The sequence below is a fragment of the Granulicella sp. S190 genome (genome assembly GCF_009766095.1).
In the GTDB taxonomy this organism is placed as follows: domain Bacteria; phylum Acidobacteriota; class Terriglobia; order Terriglobales; family Acidobacteriaceae; genus Edaphobacter.
On record NZ_LMUD01000023.1, the window covers coordinates 326,008 to 350,743 of the forward strand.

Here is a 24,736-nt window from a genome sequence, read left to right on the forward strand (position 1 = left end):
AAGAAGCCGCGCGTAAGCTCGCGATTAGCGAGGCAATCAGTGAGGTTGAGAAGGATCGCAACAAACTTCAAAGCAAACTCGAAAAAGCTGAGCTTGAAAAGCAGCTTGCTGAAAAAAGTCTGACAGACAAGTACGAGACGCAGATCAAGGATCGCGACGTTGCGATCGAGCGTCTTCGTGACATGAAGGCGCGCCTATCGACAAAAATGGTTGGCGAAACTCTTGAGCAGCATTGCGAAACGGAATTTAACCGAATTCGAGCGACGGCCTTTCCTCGGGCATATTTCGAGAAGGACAATGATGCGCGAACAGGGAGCAAGGGCGATTACATTTTCCGTGATGCGGATGAGGCTGGAACTGAGATTGTCTCGATCATGTTCGAGATGAAGAACGAGGATGATCGTACCGCTACGAAGGGTAGGAACGAAGATTTCCTGAAGCAGCTTGACAAGAATCGCGCCGAGAAGGGATGCGAGTATGCGGTTCTTGTTTCCCTGCTCGAGCCTGATAGTGAGTTCTACAATACGGGGATCGTTGACATGTTCCACCGATATCCGAAGATGTACATCATCCGACCACAGTTTTTCATCCCGATGGTCACATTGCTTCGAAATGCCGCGCTCAAATCACTTCAATACAAATCAGAGTTGGCGCTCGTTAGAGCCCAAAACATCGACATCTCGAACTTCGAAAACGGACTCCAGGCGTTCCAGACCGCATTCGCGCGGAATTACGACTTGGCTTCCAGGCATTTCCAAACTGCAGTTGATGAGATAGACAAGTCGATCGATCACCTACAAAAAACGAAGGCAGCTCTGCTCGGCACTGTTAATAATCTTCGTCTTGCAAACGACAAGGCTCAGGACGTGACGATAAGAAAGCTGACTCGCGGCAACCCAACCATGGCTGCTAAGTTTTCAGATCTCACGAATGGTGTTCTTTCCGAGGCTTGATGAGTTGGACCATTGATTGCGGATGCCATCGCGCCTTTGCCTTAGCCGCATATTCGCTTTTTTCGCTATTCCTGCTATGCCTGAGCGGGCGTGTCGGATGAGTCTGTAACTCGTCGAATGGGCCGCGAGCTGGCCGTTGATGCTGCCGTACTTCGATGGAGGCGTACCAGCTGGCTTTCCGAGTCCGACAGAAGACTATTTGGAAACACCGCTTGACTTGACCGAGTTCCTTATCGAGAACAAAGCGGCAATGTTCCTGATGCGAGTCGCGACTCGATGATGGATGCCGGCATTCTGGACGGCGACCTGCTCGTGGTGGATCGGGCGGCGAAGCCGGTCAACGGCAGTGTCGTCGCCGTCAATGGAGCGTATACCGTCGCGTGCGTTTGCTTTTCTGCAATCAGTCGCCATCGCAATTTGGCCGACACAGAACGATTTGCCTGACCCAGGCGGTCCGAAAATAGCGATCGAAATAGGGCGAGACGCTTTGCGAATCGCAAAATCCTTTAATATGTTTGTAATCGCTAGGCAGCGCTTCGCTTCATCGCTCTCCTCAGGGAGACGTAGGTCCTCGATCTTGAGTACCGGGAGATCCTCGCCGCTAATCACGGATCTAATTGCTAACTCCAGTGGATCGGGGGAACTCTCGGTGCCGGTATCGGGCTTCTCTGTCATGGCATGGCACTCCTCTTTTGAGGCATCATATGCGCCTCGAACTCGGCGGTTCGGGGAATCTCCTTGAGCCCTTCCCTCGAGGCCAAAGAATATGCGCCGGCCACGTTACTTTGCGCTCCGGAAAAGGTCCCAAGAAGCTGAGGATAGATATTGGTCCCTTCTATCAGACTTTCTGAAAAAACTCGGGCGGGCCAGGAAGCACTAAAGATGCATACCTGTCTGAGGCATGCTTGAGGAGTTGCGTCAGGGCGATTGAGACGGTGGGAAGCACGCCACACTGAAGAGGGTTGACGTGGAGCAGATGATCGAAGACGAGGAACCGTTCCTGTACAGGAAAAGAACTCCCGAGGAGTTGGATGACTACGATGCTGGATTCAAGGCTGGCTCGAAATAATTAGAATGCGACGACGATGCGTCTATCGCTTGGCGGCGAGGCTGGTCGGATGCTCAGGAGTAAGTCACCGCAGATATTGCTCCACAAACAACAAAGGCCACCTGCGGGTGGCCTTTGTTCTGCCTGAGGACCAAGCTATAGTGCGCCGAATCATCTCAACTATATCGCGGATGGCAAGGCCAGCTGAAGGCGACCATCAGGAGTGGGGTGACAATGACTTACGCGTTTTGAAGAACTCTGCGCGATAAGCTAGGCTCCTCCCGCTTCACTTAGTTCGAGAGTTTTGGGTGTGTTCCTATCATCCGGAGAGAAGGTATTCCAACCTCCTAAGCCAGCCCCCGGGTTATCTGGGTTAGCTGAACGCCGGAAACAAATGATGGGATCAAAGTTGTCGGTTGTCTTGGATTCATCAGGACCTAAATCACCCTGATAAAACAAAGCGTTTTGTCCTAAGTCGTTTGGGTTATTGCCTGTTCGTATTTCTACGGTAAGCGTCTGACCATAATCGTTATGTATTTCAACGGGGTAGCCCATTCTTGAAGTCCTTTCGATTATCTGACCCGCTTGCCTACTGCTTTTTCGGTCCCGCGTAGATGACGTACATAACGCTCACGTTTTTTGGTCGAGTTTCGGAATTAGAAATTAAGGGTGTGTTCACGATGCCCTGGGTATCTACATTCTTTTGCCAAGGACCGCCCTTGTTTGAATTTGAGTCCAGATCCGTCCCCTGAAAGCCATTGCCGCCACCAGCTTCGGCATGGACACCTGCGATCTGATGAACATGGTTGAGTAACGCGTCTGGCTGACGGCTTCCAACAGAATCTCCAGATGCTCCTGTCCAACCTGCGTGTGGATTCGCTGGATCTGCGACTGTTCGTGATGCTGCTTCTGGATCAACAGAAGAGCCATGACTCCAGCCCCGAAGGAATTGACCTCTCAGGTCAGGAATCTTGAACGTTGTTCCTATGTTTGTTGTTCCCCACGTGTTTCCGAGGGCAGCATATAGATCCGGATAGTCTGCAGCATTCAGCGCCCTACCATCGCATTCCACCCAGTTATTTGCCACGAGCTTCGTAAAGCCAGGAGAATTGGGCTGGAAGGAGACTGCCCTGATCTCACCAATGAACGCAGGTGGTATAGGACTCACAGGAGGCGGAAGATAGATAGCCCCCCATGCAAACTTAATCGAGTCGATGTCGGTGTCAATTGTGATCGAAGCGGGGTAGCCCAATCCTCCAACCACCCCTTCGATGGGAAATGCCTTCGTGGGGTCATTCTCGATGGGTCTACGGCAGCTAATGCTTAAAACCGCCGATTGGATAAGGCTGTGGTGGTCAGCAGCGTCTTTTAGCGATCCTGTGCAACTCACGGGATACTTCCCCCCCGATCCATCCTGAACGTTGAATCCCCTTACATGGTTCTGATTGGGACCGGCTCCCACTCTGTTGTAGTGGGCGTCGATCGTGACGAGCTCGGGGCTGGCTTCGTCAAAGGTTGTCGTCACAATCAGGCCCTCACCTTGATTTTTCATACATGCTGTAAAGGCTTGAGTTCCCTCTGGGCTGACAATCGAGGAGAAGTTTTCAATCTGATTGGCCGCTGTAGCGTCAGAGTATCCAGTCGAACACATCGCTGAGCCGATTGCTTCGACGTCTGACTTACTAAAAGATGCACTCCCAGAAATGAGACCATAGCTACCTGATGCATTTGCTTGGAGTTGACCAGATTTATAGAGACTGTAGTTCGAGCAGATTTGGTTGTATATCGTCGATGACGAAGAACCCTGTTGGGTGCTTCTGACGGTGTTGTATATTCCGTGGCGAAGGAGTGCGACGCATGCATCTTGTGCAATTGCAGTAGAGGAAACAGTTGCTAAACCAAGGATACAACTGAGGGCACTTCTTAGGGCTCTTTTCGTTTTCATGTCGTTCTCCACTCTGGATTTGGGGAGGTGGGCCAGCGTAGCCCGTCCCTGCTCTCAGCGCAAGATGAAAGAGTTTGCAACCATACTGTTAACAATGGTTTACAAGACTGTCTTCAGGCGACGTTCGAATGTTCAGTGTCCTCCGCTAGCTTCTCGGCAGACCGACGCATGACCTCCAGTTCAGCGTCCGCGAAGAAGGGGCGCCTCGCTGCCAACCATCACCTACCCTGGCTCATCGCTAGTGCCAAGGAGATCTGGGGCCATCGTAGGAACGGGAATGTCGACGGCAGTGAAATGTGGCGGCGTCATGATCGTCGACCGGTCGAGGATCAAGAGTGACTTGGGAAAGCTTCGTTCCGAAACAAACGTCTGCAGCGACCACCGCTCTTATACAAAACGATAATTGCGGCTGCTATAGCAACTGGCTATTTTTAGGGTCAAGGCTAGCTTCGCGGTCAGCCTGGAGTGCGATTCTTTCACTGTCTCGGTGTGGCCCATTCCTCCCAATCTCAAGAGCCGGGGAGCACGGGCCACCCTCGACAGGTGTAAATAGCATGCACGCATCGGATCAATGGAACGCCGAACTCGCTCAGGACGTCAATGGCCTCCTGCCCAGCACGAAGGACTCCGTTCTTGTCGCTGCGGCAAGGGAAGGCCATCACCAACTTTCATCGGGCGCTTCCGCCTCCCGACTCAGACCGGGCCGAACAGGTCTTGAAAGACCCGTACAACTTCGATTTTTTGACGGTCACCCGCGAAGCGCATGAACGGGAGATCGAGCGTGGTCTTCTGATCCATCTCCGGGATCTGCTCCTCGAACTCGGCCGCGGGTTCGCCTTCGTCGGCAGCCAGGTCCCACTTGAGGTCGGGGATGAGACCTTCTACATCGACCTGCTCTTCTACCACGTTCGCCTCCACTGCTACTTCGTCATCGAGCTCAAGACCGGGAAGTTCAAACCGGAGTGGTCCGGCAAGCTCAACTTCTATCTCTCAGCGGTGGATGATCTTTCGTACAGGCCCCGATGCACCGACCATTGGCCTCCTGCTCTTCGAGAGTCATCGCAGTCCGATCGTGGAGTACACGCTGCGCAGCATCGATAAGCCGATCGGTGTCTCAAGCTATCGCGTGAGCTCCCGCAGCCAATCCGTGAAGAGGTCCCTACCGTCGAGGATCTGCAGGCGGTTGTCACCAAGCTTTGGGACGAAATGGAATCTCTGCGGCAGGAGCGTTCGGATGAAGAATGATCAAACTGCCTTGATGATCGAGAGATGCCTCTCAGCAACTGCGCGAGAAAAGTGCCACAGCTTGTGGCACTTTTGGAATTGCAGCAGGAATGGAGAGGTTGACTGGCAGTGAGCACCTCTCTCATTCAGGTTGTACTGCCGCCCGCATAGCCGCCTTTCGCTCTCACCCAGGCTCAGGCAGTTCTGCGTCAGATGGTTCTGGACTCAGTGCAGTCCATTCACTCAGAACGCAACTACGCAAAAGCCCTCGATGATCTGTTTGCCTTCTGTGCCAGCCGGCCTCTCTCTTGCGCTCCTGATGGAATACCGAACGACGATGGAGCGTCTCTCCCCCTTCGACCATCAATGTTCGGATGTCGGCCATACGGAAGCTTGTCGGTGAAGCGCGACGGAACGGCATGATCGGTCTAGAAGAAGCTGCCAACCTCACTGACGTCCCCAACGTCCGGCAGCAGGGAACTCGGCTAGGCAACTGGCTCACTCGTGAACAGGCCAAGGAGCTTCTCACGGTGCCTGATCGCTCGAAGCTCAAGGGAAAGCGCGACTACGTAATAATCGCTCTACTTGTTGGCTGCGCTCTTCGCCGGCGGGAGCTAGCTACGCTCAACATCGAGGATATCCAGCTCCGAGAGGGAAGATGGGTAATCATCGATCTTCGCGGCAAAGGTGGCTGTATTCGAACTGTCGCGGTACCGATCTGGGTGAAGCAGGGAATCAACGCCTCGATGATCGCAGCCAAAATCGAGGAAGGGCGGCTACTTCGACCGATCTCCAAGTCTGGCAAGATTCTGCGAGATGAGTTGGGAGACTGGGCCATCTGGTCGGTAGTTGAACAGTCATCGAAGCAAATCGGCCTAGAGCATTTCGGCGCCCATGACCTGAGGCGCACGTGTGCCAAGCTCTGCCGAAAGAGTGGCGGCGATATTGAGCAGATCAAGTTTCTGCTGGGGCATTCGCCGATTCAGACGACAGAACGTTATCTTGGGTCTGAGCAGGAGAATGAATAGCCGTAAATGACAATTTGGGACTATGACTGTTGCTTCTCTGGGGCCGTAGCGTTTCTTCTCCCACTGTTTGGTGGACAACGCATGATTGGAACCCTACAATAGGGGTTGTAGTCGGTCTCAAGGAGGTTTGCCAGTGGCTCCCGTGCAAGCAAAAATTCTCAACGTGCTCGATGGTCGGGAGCTCTCCATGAATGACCTTGTGTCCCAAGTCAGGGAGGATTCCGGAGCCAGCGCATCTACCGTTAAGGCGGCGGTTCTACCCCTTATCTCAAGTGATTACATCGAAATGACAGCCGACCGGAAACTTCGGTTGCACGCAAAATAGACTTGTCTGCACCGATCAATCTGTCCGATCGATTTCACTCTGAAAATCGATCGGACACGCGGACGTCGGCTCAAGTAGATCGTGATAGGGTGCAATATTCCAGCGCTTTCGCGCGACTCGCGGAGGTCACCCAAGTCGTATCTGCTGATCGCGGTTATGTCTTCCATAATCGCCTTACACATTCTCTAAAAGTAGCGCAGCTCGCCCGTCGCATCTCAGAAAAACTTCGAAGCACTAAGAAACAAGAGGCTGACGCCCTACAGGCTCCCGACCCTGATGTAGCCGAGGCCGCGGCTCTTGCCCATGATCTCGGCCACCCTCCCTTCGGTCATATATCTGAAAAAGAATTGGACAAGCTCGCAAAAGAGGCAGGTCTCAAAGACGGTTTCGAAGGGAATGCTCAATCTTTTCGAATCGTTTCAAAGCTAGCCGTCAGCGATGCAGTAGCCGCAGACAGTGAGAAGACGCCGGTCATCCGGGGCCTCAATTTAACTCGCGCGACACTAAATGCAATTTTGAAGTATCCATGGGGTCACGGCGACAACCCAGGAAAGCATGATAAATGGGGTGTATACGAAACAGAACGGAGCCTCTTTAATTGGGTTCGTGAGGGGCACTTTTTGGATTCCTTTGCCAAAAGCCCCGAAGCTGCCATCATGGACTGGGCCGACGATATCACTTACGCCGTACACGATCTTGTTGATTTCTACTGTGCCGGCCAAATCCCAGTGGATCGTCTTGCCGACGACAATGACCCAGCCGAACGAGATAGTTTTTTCGCGGAAGTATTCGCCCGCCGTCGGGACCTGGCCCCCCGGCGCGCGAATCTTGAAAAGACCTTTAAAGAGGTGCTTGAGTACTTTCCTCTTGACCGCAGATATATCGGGACGCTTGAACAGCGCACCGGCCTTTCGCAGTTTTCTACCGTCCTGATTTCTCGTTATGTGAATGCCATAACCCTAGTGACACCGACTGCGGGAGCCAAGAGCGTTGTCGAGATCAGACAGTATGCGGAGGATGAAATCCGCATGCTCAAAGAATTGACTTGGCACTACGTGATTCTTAACAACGAACTCGCGACCCTACAACATGGCCAAACACAAACTGTGCGAACTGTTTTTGAAACAATGCATCGTGCCGCGAAAGACAACCGGAGGTTATTTCCTCCCGCCTACCAAGAGGAACTCGACGCAGCAGAAGGGGACGTGCTTCTTCAAACGCGAGTCGTCGTTGATTATGTGGCGAGCATGACGGAACATGAGGTTGCGCATGTTTATGCCCTCCTCACGGGTAAATAGGAGTCACCACACCAATTATGGCTTAAGGATACCGACAGGCAGTTCCAGTGAAAGCTCATAAGAACCTCCATTTAGTCCCTCAAAATCATATTCATAAATAGCTACTTTGCCCGCCGGTTTAATGCGCTGTCCAAGAAAAAACGCAAAGCCGTTAGGCACCGCTAAGAAAAGGTGCACGCGTCCGGCGAACCCTATTGCGGCGCGTTGCTCTCCAATCATTCTCATCAGTTCTTCTGCAAGATCGACTGCATGTCTGCCACATTGCACGCTGGCCGAACCCGGGCCCGATGAGGGCAGTGCAGAAAGAAGCACTCGATATTTTAAGCCGGAAGTCTCCGCATAGGAGCGAACCATCGGCCTTACATCTCTCGTCAGGCTTACGGTCACAAGAATATCTTGCGAAGTTTCCTCGGAGATCTCAACGGTGGACGTGAGCGAGCACCAGTCCTTCGAGGACTCTCGGTCATCGGGAGCCCAAACTTGGCGGGCGCCAGTCCTTTGCTCTATTTCAACGATTCGCCCGCTCTTCACGTCTAAGATTGTGCCGGTGGCTACTGCAAGCGTCACATGCGCGTCGAGTGCTAGACGCAATCTGTCCGTAGCTCTTGCTGATGTAATAAGAAAAGCCCGAAGCTCAGGATAGAGATCGGCTTCCCAGTCTGAGTCTGGACGAATCTGTCTGTCATAAAACTTCGGAAGAAGGTTGAGAACTGCTGTGCACCGTTCTTCTAGAATATCCGTCGGATGCTCAAAGGACTTAATGCCGTAAACGATGGGCGCCGCATGACTCCGGTCAAGTAGACCTTCCTCTTTGCAGGCGGCATGGAATGTGGACCGGTCAAATTCAAGACGGCCTTGTGCGAGCCACTGGAATGCCAAGTCGTCATAAATGCAGGAACTCTCGTTTGGGGCGATAGGCTTTAGGCCCGCAATACGGAAGAGGTCATTGAGCCTATCACGACCATCTTCTAAGGACTCTGTAGTTTCCGTAAAGGCTAGCGTTCGTGCAAGGACCCGTAGAGCCTCGTCGGGAATATTTAAATGATCGCGCCAAACCTGCCGTAGTTGTCCCGAAGCGCTTCTGGTTGTCGTCCCTTGATACATCCGATCCAAGCGAAGATTGTGTGCCCTTTGATGAATGAGTTCGCGTAGAGGATCGTCGAACGCAATTCTCCAGTTGGTGTAGAGACGGAATCGGCATCCGGTTCCATCCGGAGCGTACTGAAGCTGTGCCTGCCTCGCTCGCTGGAGAAGAGAATGCGACGTCGCGTTGATAAATTCGGGGTCGACGATATCACGATAACCGTACTGACCCGAGGTAACATGCCACTTGCATTGATAGTGATCCCGGAGAATTGACAATCCTTGATAGTCCTTGGGCGCGACATAGCCAAGGTACTCAACCCAGACGTCATCAAACCCCTTCGGACCCTTCTCGAAGCCAACGCGTGAAATATGCGTGTTTGCGATCAGCATCCGAGCCGCTTTTTGCCAGAAAAGGCGGGCTTGGAACGTGTCCCCGTCTCGCCTTGAGGCAACAGCCTGAGTCATCGCCCTTCTCCTTGACCATTCTGAAACTGCGGAGTCGGCTCCATCTCCTTCACCAACTCCAACGCCCGATGGAAAGAGAGGGGTTTATCAGGGTAGGCATCAAGCACCAAGGTAGGAAGAAAACGTTGCGTCAGGTCGGAGAACGTAAAGCCAATTGCAGAGTGTACCCGCACGGCCGGTTGCCTTGACCAATTTTGTGATTTCTTGCGTCGTAAAGCCGGCTTCGGTCAGTGGGCCTTCCAGAACAGCATGGCGCTGGATTTCATTTGGCCGCTCAAAATGAAAAATGTCGGCGGCTCTTCGTTGTACGGCAGGATCAATCGACGAGAGGCGATTTGTACAGAGGATCACAACCACAGGGAGATGCTGTTCCGCCATGCGATCCACGCCCCGAATGAAGGCGTTCACTCCAGCGCGGTCTTCATGGTGCATCTGGGTTGCTTCTCGGCTTTGAGTGAGCGCGTCCCCTTCATCGACGAGCATGATCACGGCACCGCTCGCTTTGGCACCCTTTCCGCGAAGGCGGGTGGCATAGGTTACAACGGCGTCAAATGCTTCACTGAGAAGCTGAGTCATCTCTCCGACCCTGCCACTCCCTCGAGTGGAAAGGCTCATCGGAAAAAGTGTGATGGGAATATTCTCTTGCCGGGCCACAGCATCCCCAATCGTCTCCGATAGCTCCGTTTTCCCAGTGCCCACGTCACCTGCGAGAATGACCAACGGTGGTCGCCGAGCCAGGTAGTCCAGCAATACCACGGCGTCCTTGTGGTACTTCTTGGCCCAGGCATGCGGTCCCGCGCTATTTACGAGAACACCGAGAGTTTTTGTGAGCCGCAATTTTTTGTCGTCTAGGCCCACAAGCCGATGTAATCGCTTCGCGGCATCAATGTCGGGAAATTCCAGTCGTCGATCAAACAATGCATCCAGATCCGTGTGCGGCATCTTTACCCCTTACATTCACGCCGCCGCTGGATAGCAGCGGGGAGAGCTCACCACTGAGACGTGGCGAGCTTACTTTTGAAACGGCCCTTGCTCTGGATCAGGGGCGTGCTGGACCTACAACCCCGCCGGTGGAACGGTGGGTGCGGCCTTCTGCAATTATTGGTCTCCTTCTTCCTTTAAATAGTTGGGGGGCGCCTTGGCGCCCCGTTGATGGTGACCGCGCAAAGGCGCGCGGTGTAGACAAAGCCAAGCCACATTGGGTCGCCTGTACTTACGGCTCGCGGAGTGGCGGTCGAGTTCGTCCAAGTAGGGCTTTTCATTTCACGGGCGACGCTTCCCCAATGGCCGTTCTTCTCTTATCGCTTCTCGGCGACGTTGCCGAGTTCGAGCGCGCCCTCATCCTGGAGCGGCCGCGTGAGGGCGTTGCCTAGACCATTTCGCCGTGAGCAGCCCTGTATTACCTTGTGGGAATCTGCTCCATTTTAGTTGCGAGGTGTGTCTGGTCGTCTCGCTCGGTCCCATTTAGGGTGTGGCCACGGAAGACTCGTCAAAGCCCCGGAAAGACATTCAGGCACTACTGCTCACGCGGATTCAGAGTGCGTCAGCGCTCGGAATTCTTGTGCTGTTCATCACAAAGATCGCGACTAAAAAAGATTTCTAGTGTGTATTTTCTTCTGCCACTTTCTCAGTTAGGCTCGCTCTTAAATTTGGTTTTCGGCCATGCCTGTTTGCTTTAGAGGTTGACCAAAACAAGATATGAAAGCCACGCACTGAGAGAGATAATTGAATGTCGACCAGCGAATTCTTGATTAACAGATATGGGCCACTAATGACATTGGGTGATTTGGCGGAGGTGCTCAAGCGTTCCATAGACGGCCTTCGCGTTTGTCTGAACAAGCAGAGCCCGTATTATCGGTCAATCGCCGCTACCCGTGTGTATCTGGGCAGACGGCTCTATTTTTCGACCTCCGCAGTAGGCGAGATCCTTGACGGCAAGAATGGCACGGAGAAGGCGGGCCCGCGATGACCTGCTTGCATCAAACGATCCGACGCCTTTCAGTTCGCGGCTTCAGCGTATCCAGTCGTTTGACAAGGTTCTCACTGCGCAAATGCGTGTATCGTCTCACCATCTGCATCGATTTATGGCCGCTTATCGATGCTACTTCCTGGTCAGAGAACCTGGCTTCCACCAGCCTGCTGATTGCCTCATGACGCAAATCGTGAAAACGGACATCCGGCAGGCCGGCCGCAATCTTGATGTTCCGCCAGACTGATAGAAACTGGTAAGGCCGTCGCTTTCCATCCTTTCCAGGCTCGCCAAAGAAAATTAGATCTGTATCGGGCGGACGCTTTGGATGATTCAATGCCCTTTCAAATAGCTCCGTAGCGCGCTTGCTGAGTGGAACTGTCCGAGAATCTTTGTTCTTGGTTTTGGTCAATGAGACGATCCGGCGCTTTAGATCCACTTGGAGGGCTCGCAGCTCTACTATCTCTCCTTCCCTCATCGAAGTTTCCAATGCGAGTTCAGCGATCCACGCGAGCATCGGGTTGCCGTGCTGCTGAAGCAAGCCAAACAACTTGCTTTCCTCTTCCGATGTGAGCCGACGTTCCCTACCGGGATGTGGTTGAGGACGTCGAATACTCAGCACGGGATTGAAAACAAGGCCCAGCTTCCATTCCATCAGCGCGATCGTGAAGATATGTCCAAGGAGGGCCAGTTCCAGACGAACAGTGTCATTGGCACGCGGCTTCGAATTTCCGTTCTTATCCTTTCGGTCCTTCCCCTCTAATCTTTCATCCCGAAATTTCGCCACTACATCAGGCGTTAGCGCCGCCATCGAATATTTCCCCAAATATCTCTTGAGTGTGGTTGCTCTGCGGGTCTCTGCCTCTTGGGTGCTCTTCTCTTTGGTGGGTGTCACTTCGCGAAGATATCGATCGACAGCGTCCGTCAGCGTCGTGCGATCGGCAGTAGCGCGCCGGATGTGGACGCCGCGGACCATCTCATCTTCGACTCCGCGAGCCCAGTCTTCGGCATCTCGCTTCAGGCGAAACGTCTTTACGGCCGTGGGCCATCCGCTCTTGCGGATGACTGCTTTCCAGGTTCCAGAGGGTCTTCGAACGATTGCAGCCATTGCGCCTTCGGTATGGTTTGCGTTTCTTTACTGTACCGAAACTGTACCGGAGGCGGATTAGAAGTGCAAGAGGCAGGATAAAGCCTCCGCAGATACACAGCATAAGCTATTATTTTAGTTGAAGATGCATACTTTGAATTTGGTGGGCCCGGAGGGATTTGAACCCCCAACCAAGGGATTATGAGTCCCCTGCTCTAACCGTTGAGCTACAGGCCCCGGCTCGCCCGTGAGCGGCACGGTGTTCTATTTCGTGTGCGCTGGTGAAGCAGTGGGGAATTGACCTCTTGAGCCGAGCTCAATTCGAGCGCCAGCTGTTTCGAGTATTTCATAGCCACGCGCCGAAGCCAAAATGCATGCCCATATGAGAAGGTGTCTTCTCAGTCAGAGACGGGGCGCCTCGCAGCTTTGCGTCGTCTTAGGCCAGCTGCCGCATGGTTCGATCCTGGGTTTCGCATTGTTCGCTTAGCAACTTAGCGGGCATATGTTGTCTTTGCTGGAAATGCTCGCATGGTGGCCAGATTGAGTACAGCGCGATGGTGTTCCAGTGGATATGGTGTGTTCATAAAAGCACTAATTCTTCCGTTTGCCGTGCAATGTTCTGCGCAGTGATGACTGCGGGTGGTGTGATTTCTCTGAATCCTTGAGGTTTTCTTTTGGCATGGCACGTGCTTGTGTGTAGTACATCTACGATTCATAAAAAATACTACCCGGGTCCCCTTGTCGCGACTTCCCTGTTCCAACTGTAGTTGCAGAAATAGTAAGTGAGTATCTTCGGAGGAACGTAAATGAAACAACTTCTTCGCATCTTTTTTGTCTTGGCTCTGCTGTGTGGTGGCTCCAGCATCGCGAAGGCCAGTGGGGTCGACTTCCGCATGACCGTTCTTGATCCTCCGAACGGTTGCCTGCCGGGTGACACTTCGTGTTTTGCCTTCAATCCCGGACAGTCGTTCAGCGTCGCTTTGTCGCAGAATGTCTGCGATCAATTCGATTTGGGTCAAGGTCTCGATCAGGGTACATACGGTTGCCTCCTGATCAATAACGCGACCACAAAGACGATCAACAGCCTCACCCTCTCCTTCTTAGGCGCGCCTCTTGGAAATCAGGATGCAAGCTGTGACTCAGCTGGCCAGGACGGTATACCCAGTGCGCTCAATGTAGTGAGTTGCAGCGAGGCAAACGGTTTATATAACTTGTCCTTTGCCGGCGGGACTGGTATTCCTGCAGGAAATGACATTATCGTCTTTGAAGAGGGGGCTAACGCAGACCTGTTCCAGGGAGGAACTGGATCTGTAGGTGTAACGCCAGAACCCGATTCGCTGCTGCTGTTCTCGACTGGCGTCATGATGGCCGGTCTGTACATGTCGCGTCGAATTTGGACGAATGCCAAAAAGTCCTCTGAAATTAATAGCTAAAGACACAAATCAAGCTGGCGAGAATGGGCCCGCAAGTTCGGCCCGTCTCGCGTGGCACGAAATAAGTTGTCTGTGGTCAGTCTCAGGAAGCAATTTGTAGTTCACGAGCGTGACGAATTTCAAGCTTGTCCGAAGGGATGAGATAGAAGGATAACCCGGGCTAATGTCCGGGCTCTTTTGTTGGTATGTGTCGCAAAGTCTCTCGTCTCATGATGATACGGTTGACAGTGAAGTGCTGATTTTCGTAACCTTCGGAGCAAGCACCTTCTTGGTGAGCTCCTGGTCTCCCCGAATTTCTCTGCCGTTTTTCGATATTGGAAATGTTTTGTGCACGCTCAGGGGGTCACTCCATCAAACGCGCGTTGGGTGTGACGGCGATTCCATATGTCTGTAGGTGCGGCCTCGAAGATTAGAGACGAACACGCCCTCGGCAAATGGATGAGTTAAGGCGATAGCCGGTACTTGCGATTGATTTCGATTTATCTGTTGCGATACGAAAAAGCCGAGTCACTGGCCCATCACTGAGTTCATCAACAGATCGTGAGAGTTTCATCTATGCGTCATGCGGGAACTTCGGTTGTGTTGTTGCTGCTCTTCAGCTTTACAGCGGGACTGCGTGGGCAGCGTTTCTCTACCAATCCGACGCCGAAAGAGGAGCTTCAAGTCACTCTTGGCGATGGCACCGTAGAGCTGTCTGGTCTGTGGAAGTTTCATATCGGCGACGATATGGCGTGGGCGCAGAAAGACTTCGACGATTCAAGTTGGGGAACTATCAATCTCACGCCTCCCGCCGGATCTTCCAATCCCGAGTTGGGTGTAAGCGGAGAGATTCCAGGCTGGACCGCTAGTGGGTATCCGGGGCATACGGGGTTCGCCTGGTATCGGCTACGAGTCAATGTGCAGAGCTCTCATGGCAGACTCGCAATCAAGATGCCGAACGAGGTGGATGATGCCTATCAACTCTACGTCAATGGTCAACTATTGGGAGAGCTTGGCAGATTTGGCGAACGGAAGGCGACTGCCTATAGCACTCTTCCCCGATCATTTCGGCTGCCGCGGGAGCTTCGCAATGGACCGATAACAATCGCTATCCGCGTCTATATGGACAGCGCGTCGCTATTTCTGACCCCTGATGCCGGCGGTATGCATGAGCCACCCGTCCTTGGCCACGCTGGAGTGATCGGAACCCTGATTCAACTGGACTGGGACAATACCGCGCACGCCGTGGGCACGGGCTTTCTGGAGATGTTGATTCTTCTCCTCGCGTGGATGGTGGCGGTGAGCCTTCTCGCCATGGATCGCAGCGAGCCTTCGTATCTCTGGTTAAGTCTGGTCTGTGCTGTAACCATCTTGAGTAATGGTGTTGTGCTCATCGTCAACTTCGTGCCCTGGATTGCCTTGACGCCCGGAATCATCTTGCAGACGGTCGTCATCGGCCCTATCCGAATTGGGCTTTGGGTCATCTTCTGGGGCTATTGGTTCCGGATAAGCAGGATGCACTGGATCCATCGCATCGTCTGGGGACTGGTCGCGCTTACGATGATCGGAACGGCCATGATCAGCGCGCCAATCTATGGTGAGTACATCCCAGTGCACGCTGCCGTTTATCTCAATCCAATTCTGCTTGGACTGAGGCTTTGCTTTGCGGCGTTATTGTGTGCCATTACGTTTCGAGGAATTCGCAAACAAAAGACGGAAGGCTGGTTGGCCCTTTCAGCAGTGCTGTTGGTCGCTGTCGGGCTCTATCAAACTCAGCTTCGTCTCTTTCACATACCGACGGCGTTCAACATTCTCGGTTTCTATGTACAGCTTGGAAGCATCTCGACGGTAATCTCGCTTTTTCTCATCACGGTGATGTTGCTTCGACGGTTCCTCAATACTCAGCGCCAGCGGGAACAGTGGAAGGCGGAGATTGAACAGGCTCGGCAGATTCAGCACGTACTGATTCCCGAGCAGCTGCCGAAGACGCCAGGGCTTGCTATCGAGAGCGAGTATCGTCCGGCACGCGAGGTCGGCGGGGACTTTTTCCAGATTCTCCCTGTCCAGGCAGATGGCAGTGTACTGATTGTGGTTGGCGATGTCACTGGTAAGGGGCTGCAGGCTGGGATGCTCGTTGCGTTGATCGTAGGGGCAATACGAACAGCGGCGGAGTATGATTCCGATCCTCTGGTTCTGATGAACAGTCTAAACGATCGACTATGGGGTCGCGGACGAGCCAGTGCGACGTGCCTGATTCTGCAAATCGATACCCAGGGAGGAGTGACGCTGGCGAATGCAGGGCATCTGCCACCCTATCTCAATGGTGTCGAAGTAGAAATGGGAGGATCCTTGCCGATCGGCGTGGTGCCGGGCGCGGAGTTCTTCGTTTCCCATTTCACATTGGCGCCGGGAGACACGTTGATGCTGATGTCAGACGGAGTGGTCGAAGCCCAGGATCAACAGAAGCAGCTGTTCGGGTTCGAACGTATTGAAAAGATGCTGCAACAGCCAGTTTCGGCGGCAGAGCTCGCATCGGCGGCCCAGGATTTCGGGCAGGAGGATGACATTCTTGTACTGCGAATCCAGCGCAAGCTTCAGGTTGAGAACGTGCTTGACGAAAAAGGCATTCTCACCACGACATAGAAAGTGTTTTCAGCGGAAGCACTCTTCAGTCGAATGCTGTTTACTCGAAACCCGCGCAGGCAGAGGCTTCATCGGGATAAAGCTTGGTGTACTTCGTAATTCCCACCATGGTGAATACCTTTTGGAAGTGCGGCGTCAGGCCAAAGGTTTGGACCGACTGACCTTTCTGGCTGGCGGCGTAGAGCAATTGAATCACTAATGCGATACCGCTGGAGTTGATGTACTCCACCTTCGAGAAGTCGAGCAGGATGCGTTTGGCTGTCTCGTGGGGCAGTCCGTTATAAGTGCCCAGGACTGCTGCCTCGGACGAACTCGTGATATCACCTGCGAAGCGCAGCACCGTGATCGGATCACCGGCAGCGCATTTGACCTGTTCCATCTTGACCTTGGTGCTGAACTCCGCCATCGTATCTCCTTCACTCCTCAATCTTGTTCAAGCGTATTACGAGCCGCGCATAGCTGCCGGTCGGGGGCGAGCTGACCCACTCTGCCTCATCGACTAATGACTGAATAAGAAACATTCCCATGCCACGGCTGGCCTCTTCTCCGTGCATCTTTTTATCCATATCCGGAGTGTGGACACCGCTGGGCGGTCCCGTACCGGTATCAAGCACCTTCACTTCCAGGGAAGTTTCGTTCATTAAGAGGATGACCCCGACAATCAGAGACTCATCCAGTTTATTTCCATGCTCCATTGCGTTGATGCAGGCCTCTGCGACAGCAGTCTTGAGATCTTCTACACGATCCGGAGCAAAGCCCATCAACTTGGCAACGCTGGCGGCCGTACTCATTGCGATCTTTTCAAAGCCGAGACGCGAAGGAAGACGCAGTTCGATGCTGTTCACGTTCTTGCTGTCCACTTCCCCTCCTACGGCTTCCGTCCAATTACGAGTGCGGTCATATCGTCTGACTGATTTTCCTGGTTAGAGAAGGCATCCAGGGTTTGCCAGATGGAGTTCAGCGTTCCCGTCGCGTCGGTGAAGCGGCAGGTACGAAATGCTTCCAAGAGTCGATCCTGACCAAATTCTTCGTCACCTTGAAATACCTCAGTCATTCCGTCGGTGTAGATTAGCAGCTTCGCCTTATCCGACAGTACATATTTTTCTGCCGTGTAACTAGAGACAGGCAGCATGCCGACTGGTGTGCCGCTTGCTTCAATGAGCTCAGGAACATCTGAACCATTGAGAAGAAAGGCGGGATTGTGTCCGGCGTTAACTACTTCGATAGTATGCGTCTTGGGGTCTAGTCGAAGAAACATGGCAGTTACGTATCGACGCCGCGACTCCTCTCCTTCTTTGTAGTGAAGATTGTTGATGTGGGTCGCCATATCGGCCAGGGACATTCCCGAGTTTGCAATTGCCCGTAGTGCAGACCGGAACGAGCTGCCCACCAAAGCCGAGGCGAGGCCTTTGCCCGCGACATCGGCCACAACAATCATCAACTCTCCGGTGGAGAGAGGGATAAGGTCGAGGTAGTCACCGCCGACTTCGTAACAAGTCTGCGATCGACCCGCGATGCTGTAGCCAGGGATATCGGGAAAGGACTGTGGAAGGAGGCTTCGCTGAATATCACGGGCGCAGGAGAGGTCCTGTTTGACCCGTTCCATGTCGAGGGTCTGCTCGTGATAGCGGGCATTCTCGATGGCTACCGCGGCATGTACTGCAAGGTGCTCCAGAAAATCCTGCTCGTAAAGGGAAAGTGGTGCGCTCTCGCGCGTAATGACGACCATCTCCGTGAGAACGGCATCGTTACGATCAAGCAACGGGAAGCGATAACAGCCGCGCTTTGGATCTGAAGACGGAGGATGCAAAAGAAACCGAGGTGGGATCTCTCCATAGGAGAAGGGAAAGGCCGTGAAGAATGCGCCTGCCATCTCAAGCTCGCGCACGGTTATCTGCAGAACGCTCCGTAGAACACTATCCAGCTCGATGGTGCTATGAATGCGATGGGTTGTGTCCAGGAGTGCCTGCAGCCGGGCGATCTGCTGTTGTAAATGGAGGCTGCTTTCGATTTCCATAAGACTTCTCCTTCAGTATCCTCTTTCAGACGATGATAGAGATTTCAACTCTGAGCCATGTGGCAGAGCATCTCACTCGATCTTTATCAACCGTTCTCTCGCCAACTCGCGCAGGGTCCGAGACTAGAGAAAGATTGAAGCGATGGCGAGAGAACGATCTCGACGTCTGATGAGTCCTTTCAGGAGATATCACGGATGGTAGTGGTTGAACAGGACAATCTTACTTTTGGCCTGTTGTGCCGGGGGTTACGTTCGCATCTTCCGGCGCTGACGGGTTGATATGACCCAGGTTGTTCTCAGGGGTGCCGGACTTGACCTGAGTAGGCCCTGGGCCGGCAGTTGAAGGGTTGTCGCCCTTTGGACCGGAGGGTTCGACCGCATGTTTAGGGTTGGAGGCAGCGTTCTGATGTCCGCTTCGACTTGCTTGATTATTCGTAGTCATAAATTTCCTTTCTGATCACCCTTCATTGGAGAGAAGGGAAGGCGATTGCAGTTGCCCTCGGCTATCGCAAAGTTGAGTTTTCGCCGCTTTGATGGCCAATTGATGGACTTTGCAGACTGAGTCACTCAGTAAAGCGCCCCAAACGCTGCTGGGACTAAGAGCTTGGACGAATAGCCGGATTACGAAGATCAGATATCCTAATCTAAAGTCAAAAACAGAGTATGGCGGCTCCGCAATCAGCATGGAACCGGCAGAAGGAGCAAAAGTGATTGAGTGCAGCGACTGCATTTTAGTAACTGGCGGAGCGGGATTTATAGGGAGCAACTTCGTGCTCGACTGGTTGGCCGCTGGCCTCGGGCCGGTAGTGAATCTGGATAAGTTGACCTACGCCGGGAACCCCGCGAACCTGACCTCTATAGCGCAAAGCGCGGAGTATACGTTTGTACAGGGCGATATCTGCGATGCAGAACTGGTCACCAGTTTGATGCAGAAGTATCAACCTCGCGCAGTCATTCACTTTGCCGCAGAGAGCCACGTCGATCGTTCGATTGCGGGACCAGAAGCATTTCTTCGGACCAACATCAACGGCACATTTACCCTGCTGCAGGCGGCTCGAGCTTACTATGACGCGCTGACGAAAGAAGGTCAAGGCAGGTTTCGATTTCTGCATGTGTCGACGGATGAAGTCTACGGCACGTTGACTCCGGAAGCTCCTGCATTCCATGAGGAGACGCCGTACGCTCCTAATAGTCCCTACGCAGCTTCAAAGGCCTCCTCGGATCACCTTGTGCGGGCCTGGGTGCATACGTACGGCCTGCCTGCGATCATTACGAACTGCTCCAACAACTATGGCCCCTACCAGTTCCCGGAGAAGCTGATTCCGCTGATGATTGCGAATGCGCTGCAGGGCAAGTCACTCCCAGTCTATGGCGACGGGCAACAGGTAAGAGACTGGCTGTATGTAGGGGACCACGCGAGTGCCTTGCGAACGGTGTTGGAGCGTGGCCGTCTTGGAGAAACGTATAACGTGGGCGGCGGGAACCAGCGGAGCAATCTTGAGGTTGTCACGACCGTCTGTGCGTTGTTAGATGAGCTGGTGCCGCAGTCGACGTTCAAGCCTCATCTGCAACTGGTGAAGTATGTAACAGACCGCCCGGGGCACGATCGGCGGTATGCCATCGACGCACGGAAGCTCGAAGGCGAGCTTGGCTGGCGGGCACAGGAGAGCTTCGAGACAGGACTACGGAAGACTGTTGAGTGGTATCTCGGAAACGCCGAGTGGATAGAAAACGTCACAAGCGGGGCGTACCAGCAATGGATGGCGCAGAACTACTCCGGCCGCGGCCATAAAGCATCTGAGCAACGCACAACGACCGAAGCGGGAGAGGGAGCTCGATGAAGGGTATTATTCTTGCCGGTGGCTCGGGGACCAGGCTTCATCCAGTGACAAAGGCCGTCTCAAAGCAGCTGCTGCCCGTCTATGACAAACCGATGATCTACTACCCGCTCTCGGCTCTTCTGCTGGCGGGTGTTCGCGAGATTCTGGTGATTTCGACGCCGGAAGATACGCCACGCTTTGAGCAACTGCTGGGAGATGGCGAGCAGTGGGGCATCACGTTGCGGTATGCTGTGCAACCATCCCCGGACGGTCTGGCACAGGCATTTTTGATCGGAAAAGAGTTTCTCGCAGGAGAAGGTTGCTGCCTGGTCTTAGGAGACAACATCTTCTACGGACACGATTTCGCAAAGACGTTACGAGAGGCTGCCAAGGGCGGCCCGGGAGCTACAGTATTTGCTTACCCGGTACTCGATCCCGAACGATACGGTGTCGTGGAGTTCGACGAGAGTCGCCGAGCGATCTCTATTGAAGAAAAACCGCTGAAGCCTAAATCACGCTATGCCGTGACTGGAATCTATTTTTATGACGCACAGGTTGTTGGCATCGCAGAGGGACTAAAACCATCGCCTCGCGGCGAACTTGAAATCACCGACGTGAATCGCTGGTATCTCGAACGAGGGCAACTTCGCACTCAGGTACTCGGACGCGGAATCGCATGGCTCGATACGGGAACCCATGACTCTCTGTTGGAGGCATCGACCTTCATCCATACGATCGAAAAGCGACAGGGGTTGAAGGTGGCTTGTCCTGAAGAGATTGTGTACCGAATGGGTTACATAAGCGCCGATCAGCTGCGATTACTGGCCTTGAAGATCGCAAAAAGTACGTATGGGCAATACCTGTTGCAGGTGTTGGAAGAGACGGTGTATTGATGTTGCGTGGAAAGCTGCCGCCAGGCAAGCGGATTCTGTTGACGGGCGCAACGGGGCAGGTTGGCGGAGAGTTATTGAAGATCCTGAATTCTCTTGGCGAAGTGGTCGCACCTGATCGAACGATCATGGACCTTTCTAATGTGGATTCGGTTCACGAGACAATTCAAACCGTGCAGCCCCGATGGATCGTAAACCCCGCAGCCTACACTGCGGTGGATAAGGCGGAGAGCGAGCCCGGGCTGGCGTACGCAATTAATGCTGAGGCCGTTGGCATCCTTGGAGAAGAGGCGCGAGCTATCGGTGCGGGCGTCATCCATTTCTCTACCGACTATGTCTTCGATGGCTCAGGAAGTGAGCCCTATGTGGAGACCGATCTAACCGCTCCGAATAGTGTCTACGGAGCCAGCAAGCTCGCAGGCGAGAAGGCTCTTGCAGAGAGTGGCGCAGAGCACATGATCTTCCGAACAAGTTGGGTCTACGGAACCCACGGGAAGAATTTCTTATTGACGATTCTGAAGTTGGCGCGCGAGAGGGATACATTGCGAGTCGTTGCTGATCAACATGGCGCTCCAACCGGGAGTCGTGACTTGGCAAAGATGACTGCGTACGTGATGGAACATTGCGAGTCGGTTGCGCAGGAAAAAGGGTTTAAAGCTGCGTTGCAGGATGTCAGGGGGATTTACCATGCAGGCGGCAAGGGCGAAACTACGTGGTTCGGATTCGCTGCAGAGGCGGTTCAACAACTGAGCAAGAGAGAGCCCTCGGCGCGGCTCGCGGCAATTGAGGCCATATCGACAGCTCAATATCCGACTGCAGCCAAGCGCCCCCCGAACTCCCGGCTGAACTGTAGCAAATTAGACAGGCAGTTCGGCTGGACCATGATGGACTGGCGAGACTCGCTGCGAGAGGTGCTGTCGGAGCTATGAAACGGCGAGCTCTATTTCTCGATCGTGACGGCGTGGTGAATGAAGAGGTGGGATATCTTCATCGCGCAGAAGAGGTGCGGTTTGTCGCTGGGATTTTTTCGCTTTGCAGAACTGCGGCAGATCTTGGATACCGGCTGATCATCGTGACCAATCAGGCAGGAATCGCGAGAGGCTACTATTCGGAGGCTGACTTTCATACCTTGATGGCATTCATGCGCGCGAAGCTGCAGGCGGAAGGAGTCGAACTCGACGCCGTCTACTTTTGCCCGTTTCACCCAGAACACGGGGTCGGGGAGTATAAGCGTGAGCATGAAGACCGCAAGCCCGGCACAGGTATGATCCGACGAGGAGCTGCGGAGTTTGGAATCGAACTGAATGAAAGTGTGATGGTTGGAGATCGATGCTCGGATGTTGCAGCTGCGAATGCTGCTGGGCTCCGCCAGTCATTTTTGATTAGTGGGACAGAGATCGCCGGCTGTGATGGAGAATTTTTGAAGGTAGAGTCATTAGCCGAGGTGGAACGATGGCTGATAGCGCACGGGTGAAGCAGCTAACCCAAGAGACGCCGCGAGGACAAAGGGAGGATTTACATCCGGGTAGTAGTCGCCTCAACTGGCGGAAGGTCGGCTCCTAGGAAACGCTTGCCAAGAGCATCCTTGGGACTGACGGACGGTAGGTTGCCATTAAGCGCTTCAAGTGGCCAGGCGATCGCCAGGGTGGGATCGTTCCAGGTAATAGAGCGCTCTCCGATAGGGAAATAAAGGTTCGTTGTCTTGTACAAGACTTCGGCAGTGTCCGAAAGAACAAGAAACCCGTGAGCAAAGCCCTCTGGGATCCAGAGTAATTGCAGATCATCATCCAAAGATTGAGTTTTTAGGTGAAATCCGGCCCACTTTCCAAAGTCGGGAGAGTCTTGGCGCAAATCCACTGCAACGTCCCAAATATGACCGGAAAGAACCCGAATGAGCTTACCCTGCGGCTTGCCGAGTTGATAGTGGAGCCCGCGGAGCACCCCTTTGACAGAAAAAGACTGATTGTCTTGTACGAATTGGGACGGGATGCCAGCATTTTTAAAGGTTGATTGATTGAATACTTCTGCAAACCAACCGCGACTATCCCCGAACCGTTGGGGTTGAATCAGTTTGACATCGCGAAGAGGAGTGTCCAAAACTTGCATTTCTTTAGTTTAGTGTCTATGTCCAGTATCCGAAAGGGAGCGCGAGCTCATTCCCAAAATGAGCGAAAGAAAAGAGAATTCAGTCCACGTAAACTCAGCTTACAGAATGTCATCAGGTAGAATGATGTGGTTGCAACAATGCGTCTTATTTCCCAGTCGTCAGCTTGGTCAAACTGCTGTTCAGCAGAGAGACATCGTAAGGTCCCATGAGCGGGCATCACAAAGAGTTGAAGTGAAATCGAAGCGCGGCCGTTTACCAATCTAGTTGAGGCTGGAAACGGATTTAGAGATCGTACCGCGACACAAGGCGCGTAGCAGTAACCAGTTCGGCTGATGTACGCATTACTTGCGCACATGCGAGTCGATCAGATACAGGATTCGAATGCAGGCTGAATATCAATCTCCCGAGTCGCGGACAGCGGCTATTGAAGGTTCTTATTCGTACCCGGAGTCAGTTGGCCGACCGCTGGAGAACTCGCATCGAACAGAGGAAACTCCGTCTGAACTATTCCGTTACCGGGTAATCAAACGCTGCGTCGATATCACGTTGGTCCTGATCTCGATGCCCGTTGTGCTGTTACTTCTTGGTATCGTGGCGGCCTGCATAAGACTTAGCTCACCTGGGCCTGTTTTTTATTCTCATCGACGAATCCGCAAAAGTGGTGCTTTTTTTTCAATGTGGAAGTTCCGCACAATGTGTATCAATTCAGCGGAAGTTTTGGAGACTCATTTAGCGCGCGACCCCAAGGCGCGTGCAGAATGGAACAGAACTCACAAGCTTCGCAAAGACCCCCGAATCACCAATGTGGGGCTTTTCCTGCGGCGATATAGTCTCGATGAACTCCCGCAACTCTGGAATGTGTTTACTGGACAGATGAGCCTGGTGGGACCCAGACCGATTGTGGCTGCAGAGGTGGAAAAGTACGGCGATTGCTTTGATTGCTACTGTCGGGTGAAGCCTGGGCTAACCGGACTATGGCAGGTTTCGGGACGCAGCGCATTGAGTTACGAGAAGCGTGTCGCCTTGGATTGCGAATACGTCGAGCGTTGGTCGCTCATGAAGGATATTTGGATTCTAATCAAGACATTTGCGTCCGTAGTAAACCAGGATGGCGCGTTTTAGTCAGAGATAAGTCGCTAGCCGTTGGCTTTGCCCCGATACGATCAGCGACTCTTCGGTCTCTATCCTTCCTTTCTGCACTGGAATGCCTTCCTGACAGCAGAATGCTTCACACAAATGCCGATTGATCTGTCTGCCGAACTTCAAAAGGGAGTGGCGGACGTAGGCATGACGACCGGCCTACGAAAATTCCTTATCTCTCCGTTTACTATCTAGATGCGGCACCCGATTGGAGTTTGAGGATGTCTTTAGAAGGCATGCGAGAGATGTTGAGGGCGACTTTAGGGAAAAGTCTGCATG

22 protein-coding genes and 1 tRNA gene are annotated in these 24,736 nt (G+C 53.3%); 12 read left to right on the forward strand and 11 right to left on the reverse strand.

The genetic code is table 11. From position 1 onward, the window contains the following. Positions 1-953 (forward strand): DUF2130 domain-containing protein (locus tag GSQ94_RS14790; protein ID WP_158944626.1); only part of this gene is annotated, 953 nt, incomplete at its 5' end. Positions 954-1,232: 279 nt separating this feature from the next. Beyond that, positions 1,233-1,397 carry a LexA family protein gene (locus GSQ94_RS21855; protein WP_371417535.1) on the forward strand — a complete coding sequence of 55 codons (165 nt, stop codon included), beginning with the start codon at positions 1,233-1,235 and terminating at the stop codon, positions 1,395-1,397. Positions 1,398-2,271: 874 nt separating this feature from the next. Here GSQ94_RS21855 and GSQ94_RS14800 read toward each other — a convergent pair. Both GSQ94_RS14800 and GSQ94_RS14805 read right to left on the reverse strand, forming a co-directional pair. Further along, the gene (locus GSQ94_RS14800; protein WP_158944627.1) at positions 2,272-2,556 is read right to left on the reverse strand and encodes a hypothetical protein; all 285 of its coding nucleotides are present in this window, start codon (positions 2,554-2,556) and stop codon (positions 2,272-2,274) included. A gap of 34 nt (positions 2,557-2,590) precedes the next feature. Next, a complete protein-coding gene (locus tag GSQ94_RS14805; protein WP_158944628.1) occupies positions 2,591-3,946 on the reverse strand; it encodes a phage tail protein in 1,356 nt (451 codons plus the stop codon). 633 nt (positions 3,947-4,579) lie between these two features. Between GSQ94_RS14805 and GSQ94_RS21150 the strand changes: the two genes are divergently transcribed. The 3 genes from GSQ94_RS21150 to GSQ94_RS14820 all read left to right on the forward strand — a co-directional run bounded on the left by GSQ94_RS21150 (position 4,580) and on the right by GSQ94_RS14820 (position 7,821). Next, entirely contained in the window at positions 4,580-5,047 is a 468-nt protein-coding gene (locus GSQ94_RS21150; protein WP_216843091.1) for a PDDEXK nuclease domain-containing protein, read from the forward strand. Positions 5,048-5,589: 542 nt separating this feature from the next. Next, the gene (locus tag GSQ94_RS14815; protein ID WP_254063885.1) at positions 5,590-6,198 is read left to right on the forward strand and encodes a site-specific integrase; all 609 of its coding nucleotides are present in this window, start codon (positions 5,590-5,592) and stop codon (positions 6,196-6,198) included. A gap of 327 nt (positions 6,199-6,525) precedes the next feature. Continuing rightward, a complete protein-coding gene (locus tag GSQ94_RS14820; protein WP_256369978.1) occupies positions 6,526-7,821 on the forward strand; it encodes a deoxyguanosinetriphosphate triphosphohydrolase family protein in 1,296 nt (431 codons plus the stop codon). A 15-nt stretch (positions 7,822-7,836) separates the two neighbouring features. Here GSQ94_RS14820 and GSQ94_RS14825 read toward each other — a convergent pair whose 3' ends face one another. The 4 genes from GSQ94_RS14825 to GSQ94_RS14845 form a co-directional block, all read right to left on the reverse strand. After that, positions 7,837-9,372 carry an SAVED domain-containing protein gene (locus GSQ94_RS14825; protein ID WP_158944630.1) on the reverse strand — a complete coding sequence of 512 codons (1,536 nt, stop codon included), beginning with the start codon at positions 9,370-9,372 and terminating at the stop codon, positions 7,837-7,839. Between the two features lie 99 nt (positions 9,373-9,471). Then, positions 9,472-10,314, reverse strand: a complete 843-nt coding sequence (locus GSQ94_RS14830) for an ATP-binding protein (protein ID WP_216843092.1) — start codon at positions 10,312-10,314, stop codon at positions 9,472-9,474. Positions 10,315-11,351: 1,037 nt separating this feature from the next. Further along, on the reverse strand, positions 11,352-12,449 hold the full coding sequence (locus GSQ94_RS14840; RefSeq protein ID WP_158944631.1) for a site-specific integrase: 1,098 nt from the start codon (positions 12,447-12,449) through the stop codon (positions 11,352-11,354). Between the two features lie 140 nt (positions 12,450-12,589). Continuing rightward, positions 12,590-12,665, reverse strand: a tRNA-Ile gene (locus GSQ94_RS14845). A 569-nt stretch (positions 12,666-13,234) separates the two neighbouring features. On the opposite strand from GSQ94_RS14845, the gene GSQ94_RS14850 reads away from it, so the two are divergent. Both GSQ94_RS14850 and GSQ94_RS14855 read left to right on the forward strand, forming a co-directional pair. Then, positions 13,235-13,861, forward strand: a complete 627-nt coding sequence (locus tag GSQ94_RS14850) for a hypothetical protein (protein WP_158944632.1) — start codon at positions 13,235-13,237, stop codon at positions 13,859-13,861. Positions 13,862-14,416: 555 nt separating this feature from the next. Further along, the gene (locus tag GSQ94_RS14855) at positions 14,417-16,483 is read left to right on the forward strand and encodes a PP2C family protein-serine/threonine phosphatase (RefSeq protein WP_158944633.1); all 2,067 of its coding nucleotides are present in this window, start codon (positions 14,417-14,419) and stop codon (positions 16,481-16,483) included. A gap of 40 nt (positions 16,484-16,523) precedes the next feature. Here GSQ94_RS14855 and GSQ94_RS14860 read toward each other — a convergent pair whose 3' ends face one another. From GSQ94_RS14860 to GSQ94_RS14875, 4 genes are all read right to left on the reverse strand, one after another. Beyond that, on the reverse strand, positions 16,524-16,889 hold the full coding sequence (locus GSQ94_RS14860; protein ID WP_158944634.1) for an STAS domain-containing protein: 366 nt from the start codon (positions 16,887-16,889) through the stop codon (positions 16,524-16,526). A gap of 10 nt (positions 16,890-16,899) precedes the next feature. Then, the gene (locus GSQ94_RS14865) at positions 16,900-17,343 is read right to left on the reverse strand and encodes an ATP-binding protein (RefSeq protein WP_254063886.1); all 444 of its coding nucleotides are present in this window, start codon (positions 17,341-17,343) and stop codon (positions 16,900-16,902) included. Positions 17,344-17,351: 8 nt separating this feature from the next. Next, positions 17,352-18,500 carry a PP2C family protein-serine/threonine phosphatase gene (locus GSQ94_RS14870; RefSeq protein ID WP_158944635.1) on the reverse strand — a complete coding sequence of 383 codons (1,149 nt, stop codon included), beginning with the start codon at positions 18,498-18,500 and terminating at the stop codon, positions 17,352-17,354. 220 nt (positions 18,501-18,720) lie between these two features. After that, complete coding sequence (locus tag GSQ94_RS14875; RefSeq protein ID WP_158944636.1) at positions 18,721-18,942, reverse strand: hypothetical protein; 222 nt, start codon at positions 18,940-18,942, stop codon at positions 18,721-18,723. Positions 18,943-19,207: 265 nt separating this feature from the next. Here GSQ94_RS14875 and rfbB point away from each other — a divergent pair, with 265 nt between their 5' ends. The 4 genes from rfbB to GSQ94_RS14895 are packed head-to-tail and all read left to right on the forward strand — an operon-like array spanning position 19,208 to position 22,684. Further along, positions 19,208-20,341: a dTDP-glucose 4,6-dehydratase gene (rfbB, locus tag GSQ94_RS14880; protein WP_254063887.1), complete on the forward strand. Its 1,134-nt coding sequence runs from the start codon at positions 19,208-19,210 to the stop codon at positions 20,339-20,341. Continuing rightward, complete coding sequence (gene rfbA / locus GSQ94_RS14885; RefSeq protein WP_158944638.1) at positions 20,338-21,213, forward strand: glucose-1-phosphate thymidylyltransferase RfbA; 876 nt, start codon at positions 20,338-20,340, stop codon at positions 21,211-21,213. The genes rfbB and rfbA overlap by 4 nt, the downstream gene beginning before the upstream one ends. Then, positions 21,213-22,139, forward strand: a complete 927-nt coding sequence (gene rfbD / locus GSQ94_RS14890; protein WP_158944639.1) for a dTDP-4-dehydrorhamnose reductase — start codon at positions 21,213-21,215, stop codon at positions 22,137-22,139. The genes rfbA and rfbD overlap by 1 nt, the downstream gene beginning before the upstream one ends. Then, a complete protein-coding gene (locus GSQ94_RS14895) occupies positions 22,136-22,684 on the forward strand; it encodes a D-glycero-beta-D-manno-heptose 1,7-bisphosphate 7-phosphatase (protein ID WP_158944640.1) in 549 nt (182 codons plus the stop codon). The genes rfbD and GSQ94_RS14895 overlap by 4 nt, the downstream gene beginning before the upstream one ends. Positions 22,685-22,725: 41 nt before the next feature. Here the strand turns inward: GSQ94_RS14895 and rfbC are convergent, their stop codons facing one another. After that, positions 22,726-23,316: a dTDP-4-dehydrorhamnose 3,5-epimerase gene (gene rfbC, locus GSQ94_RS14900; RefSeq protein ID WP_158944641.1), complete on the reverse strand. Its 591-nt coding sequence runs from the start codon at positions 23,314-23,316 to the stop codon at positions 22,726-22,728. A 382-nt stretch (positions 23,317-23,698) separates the two neighbouring features. Between rfbC and GSQ94_RS14905 the strand changes: the two genes are divergently transcribed. Continuing rightward, positions 23,699-24,439 (forward strand): sugar transferase, encoded by a 741-nt coding sequence (locus GSQ94_RS14905; RefSeq protein WP_158944642.1) that lies wholly within the window; start codon positions 23,699-23,701, stop codon positions 24,437-24,439. Positions 24,440-24,736 lie beyond the last annotated feature (297 nt).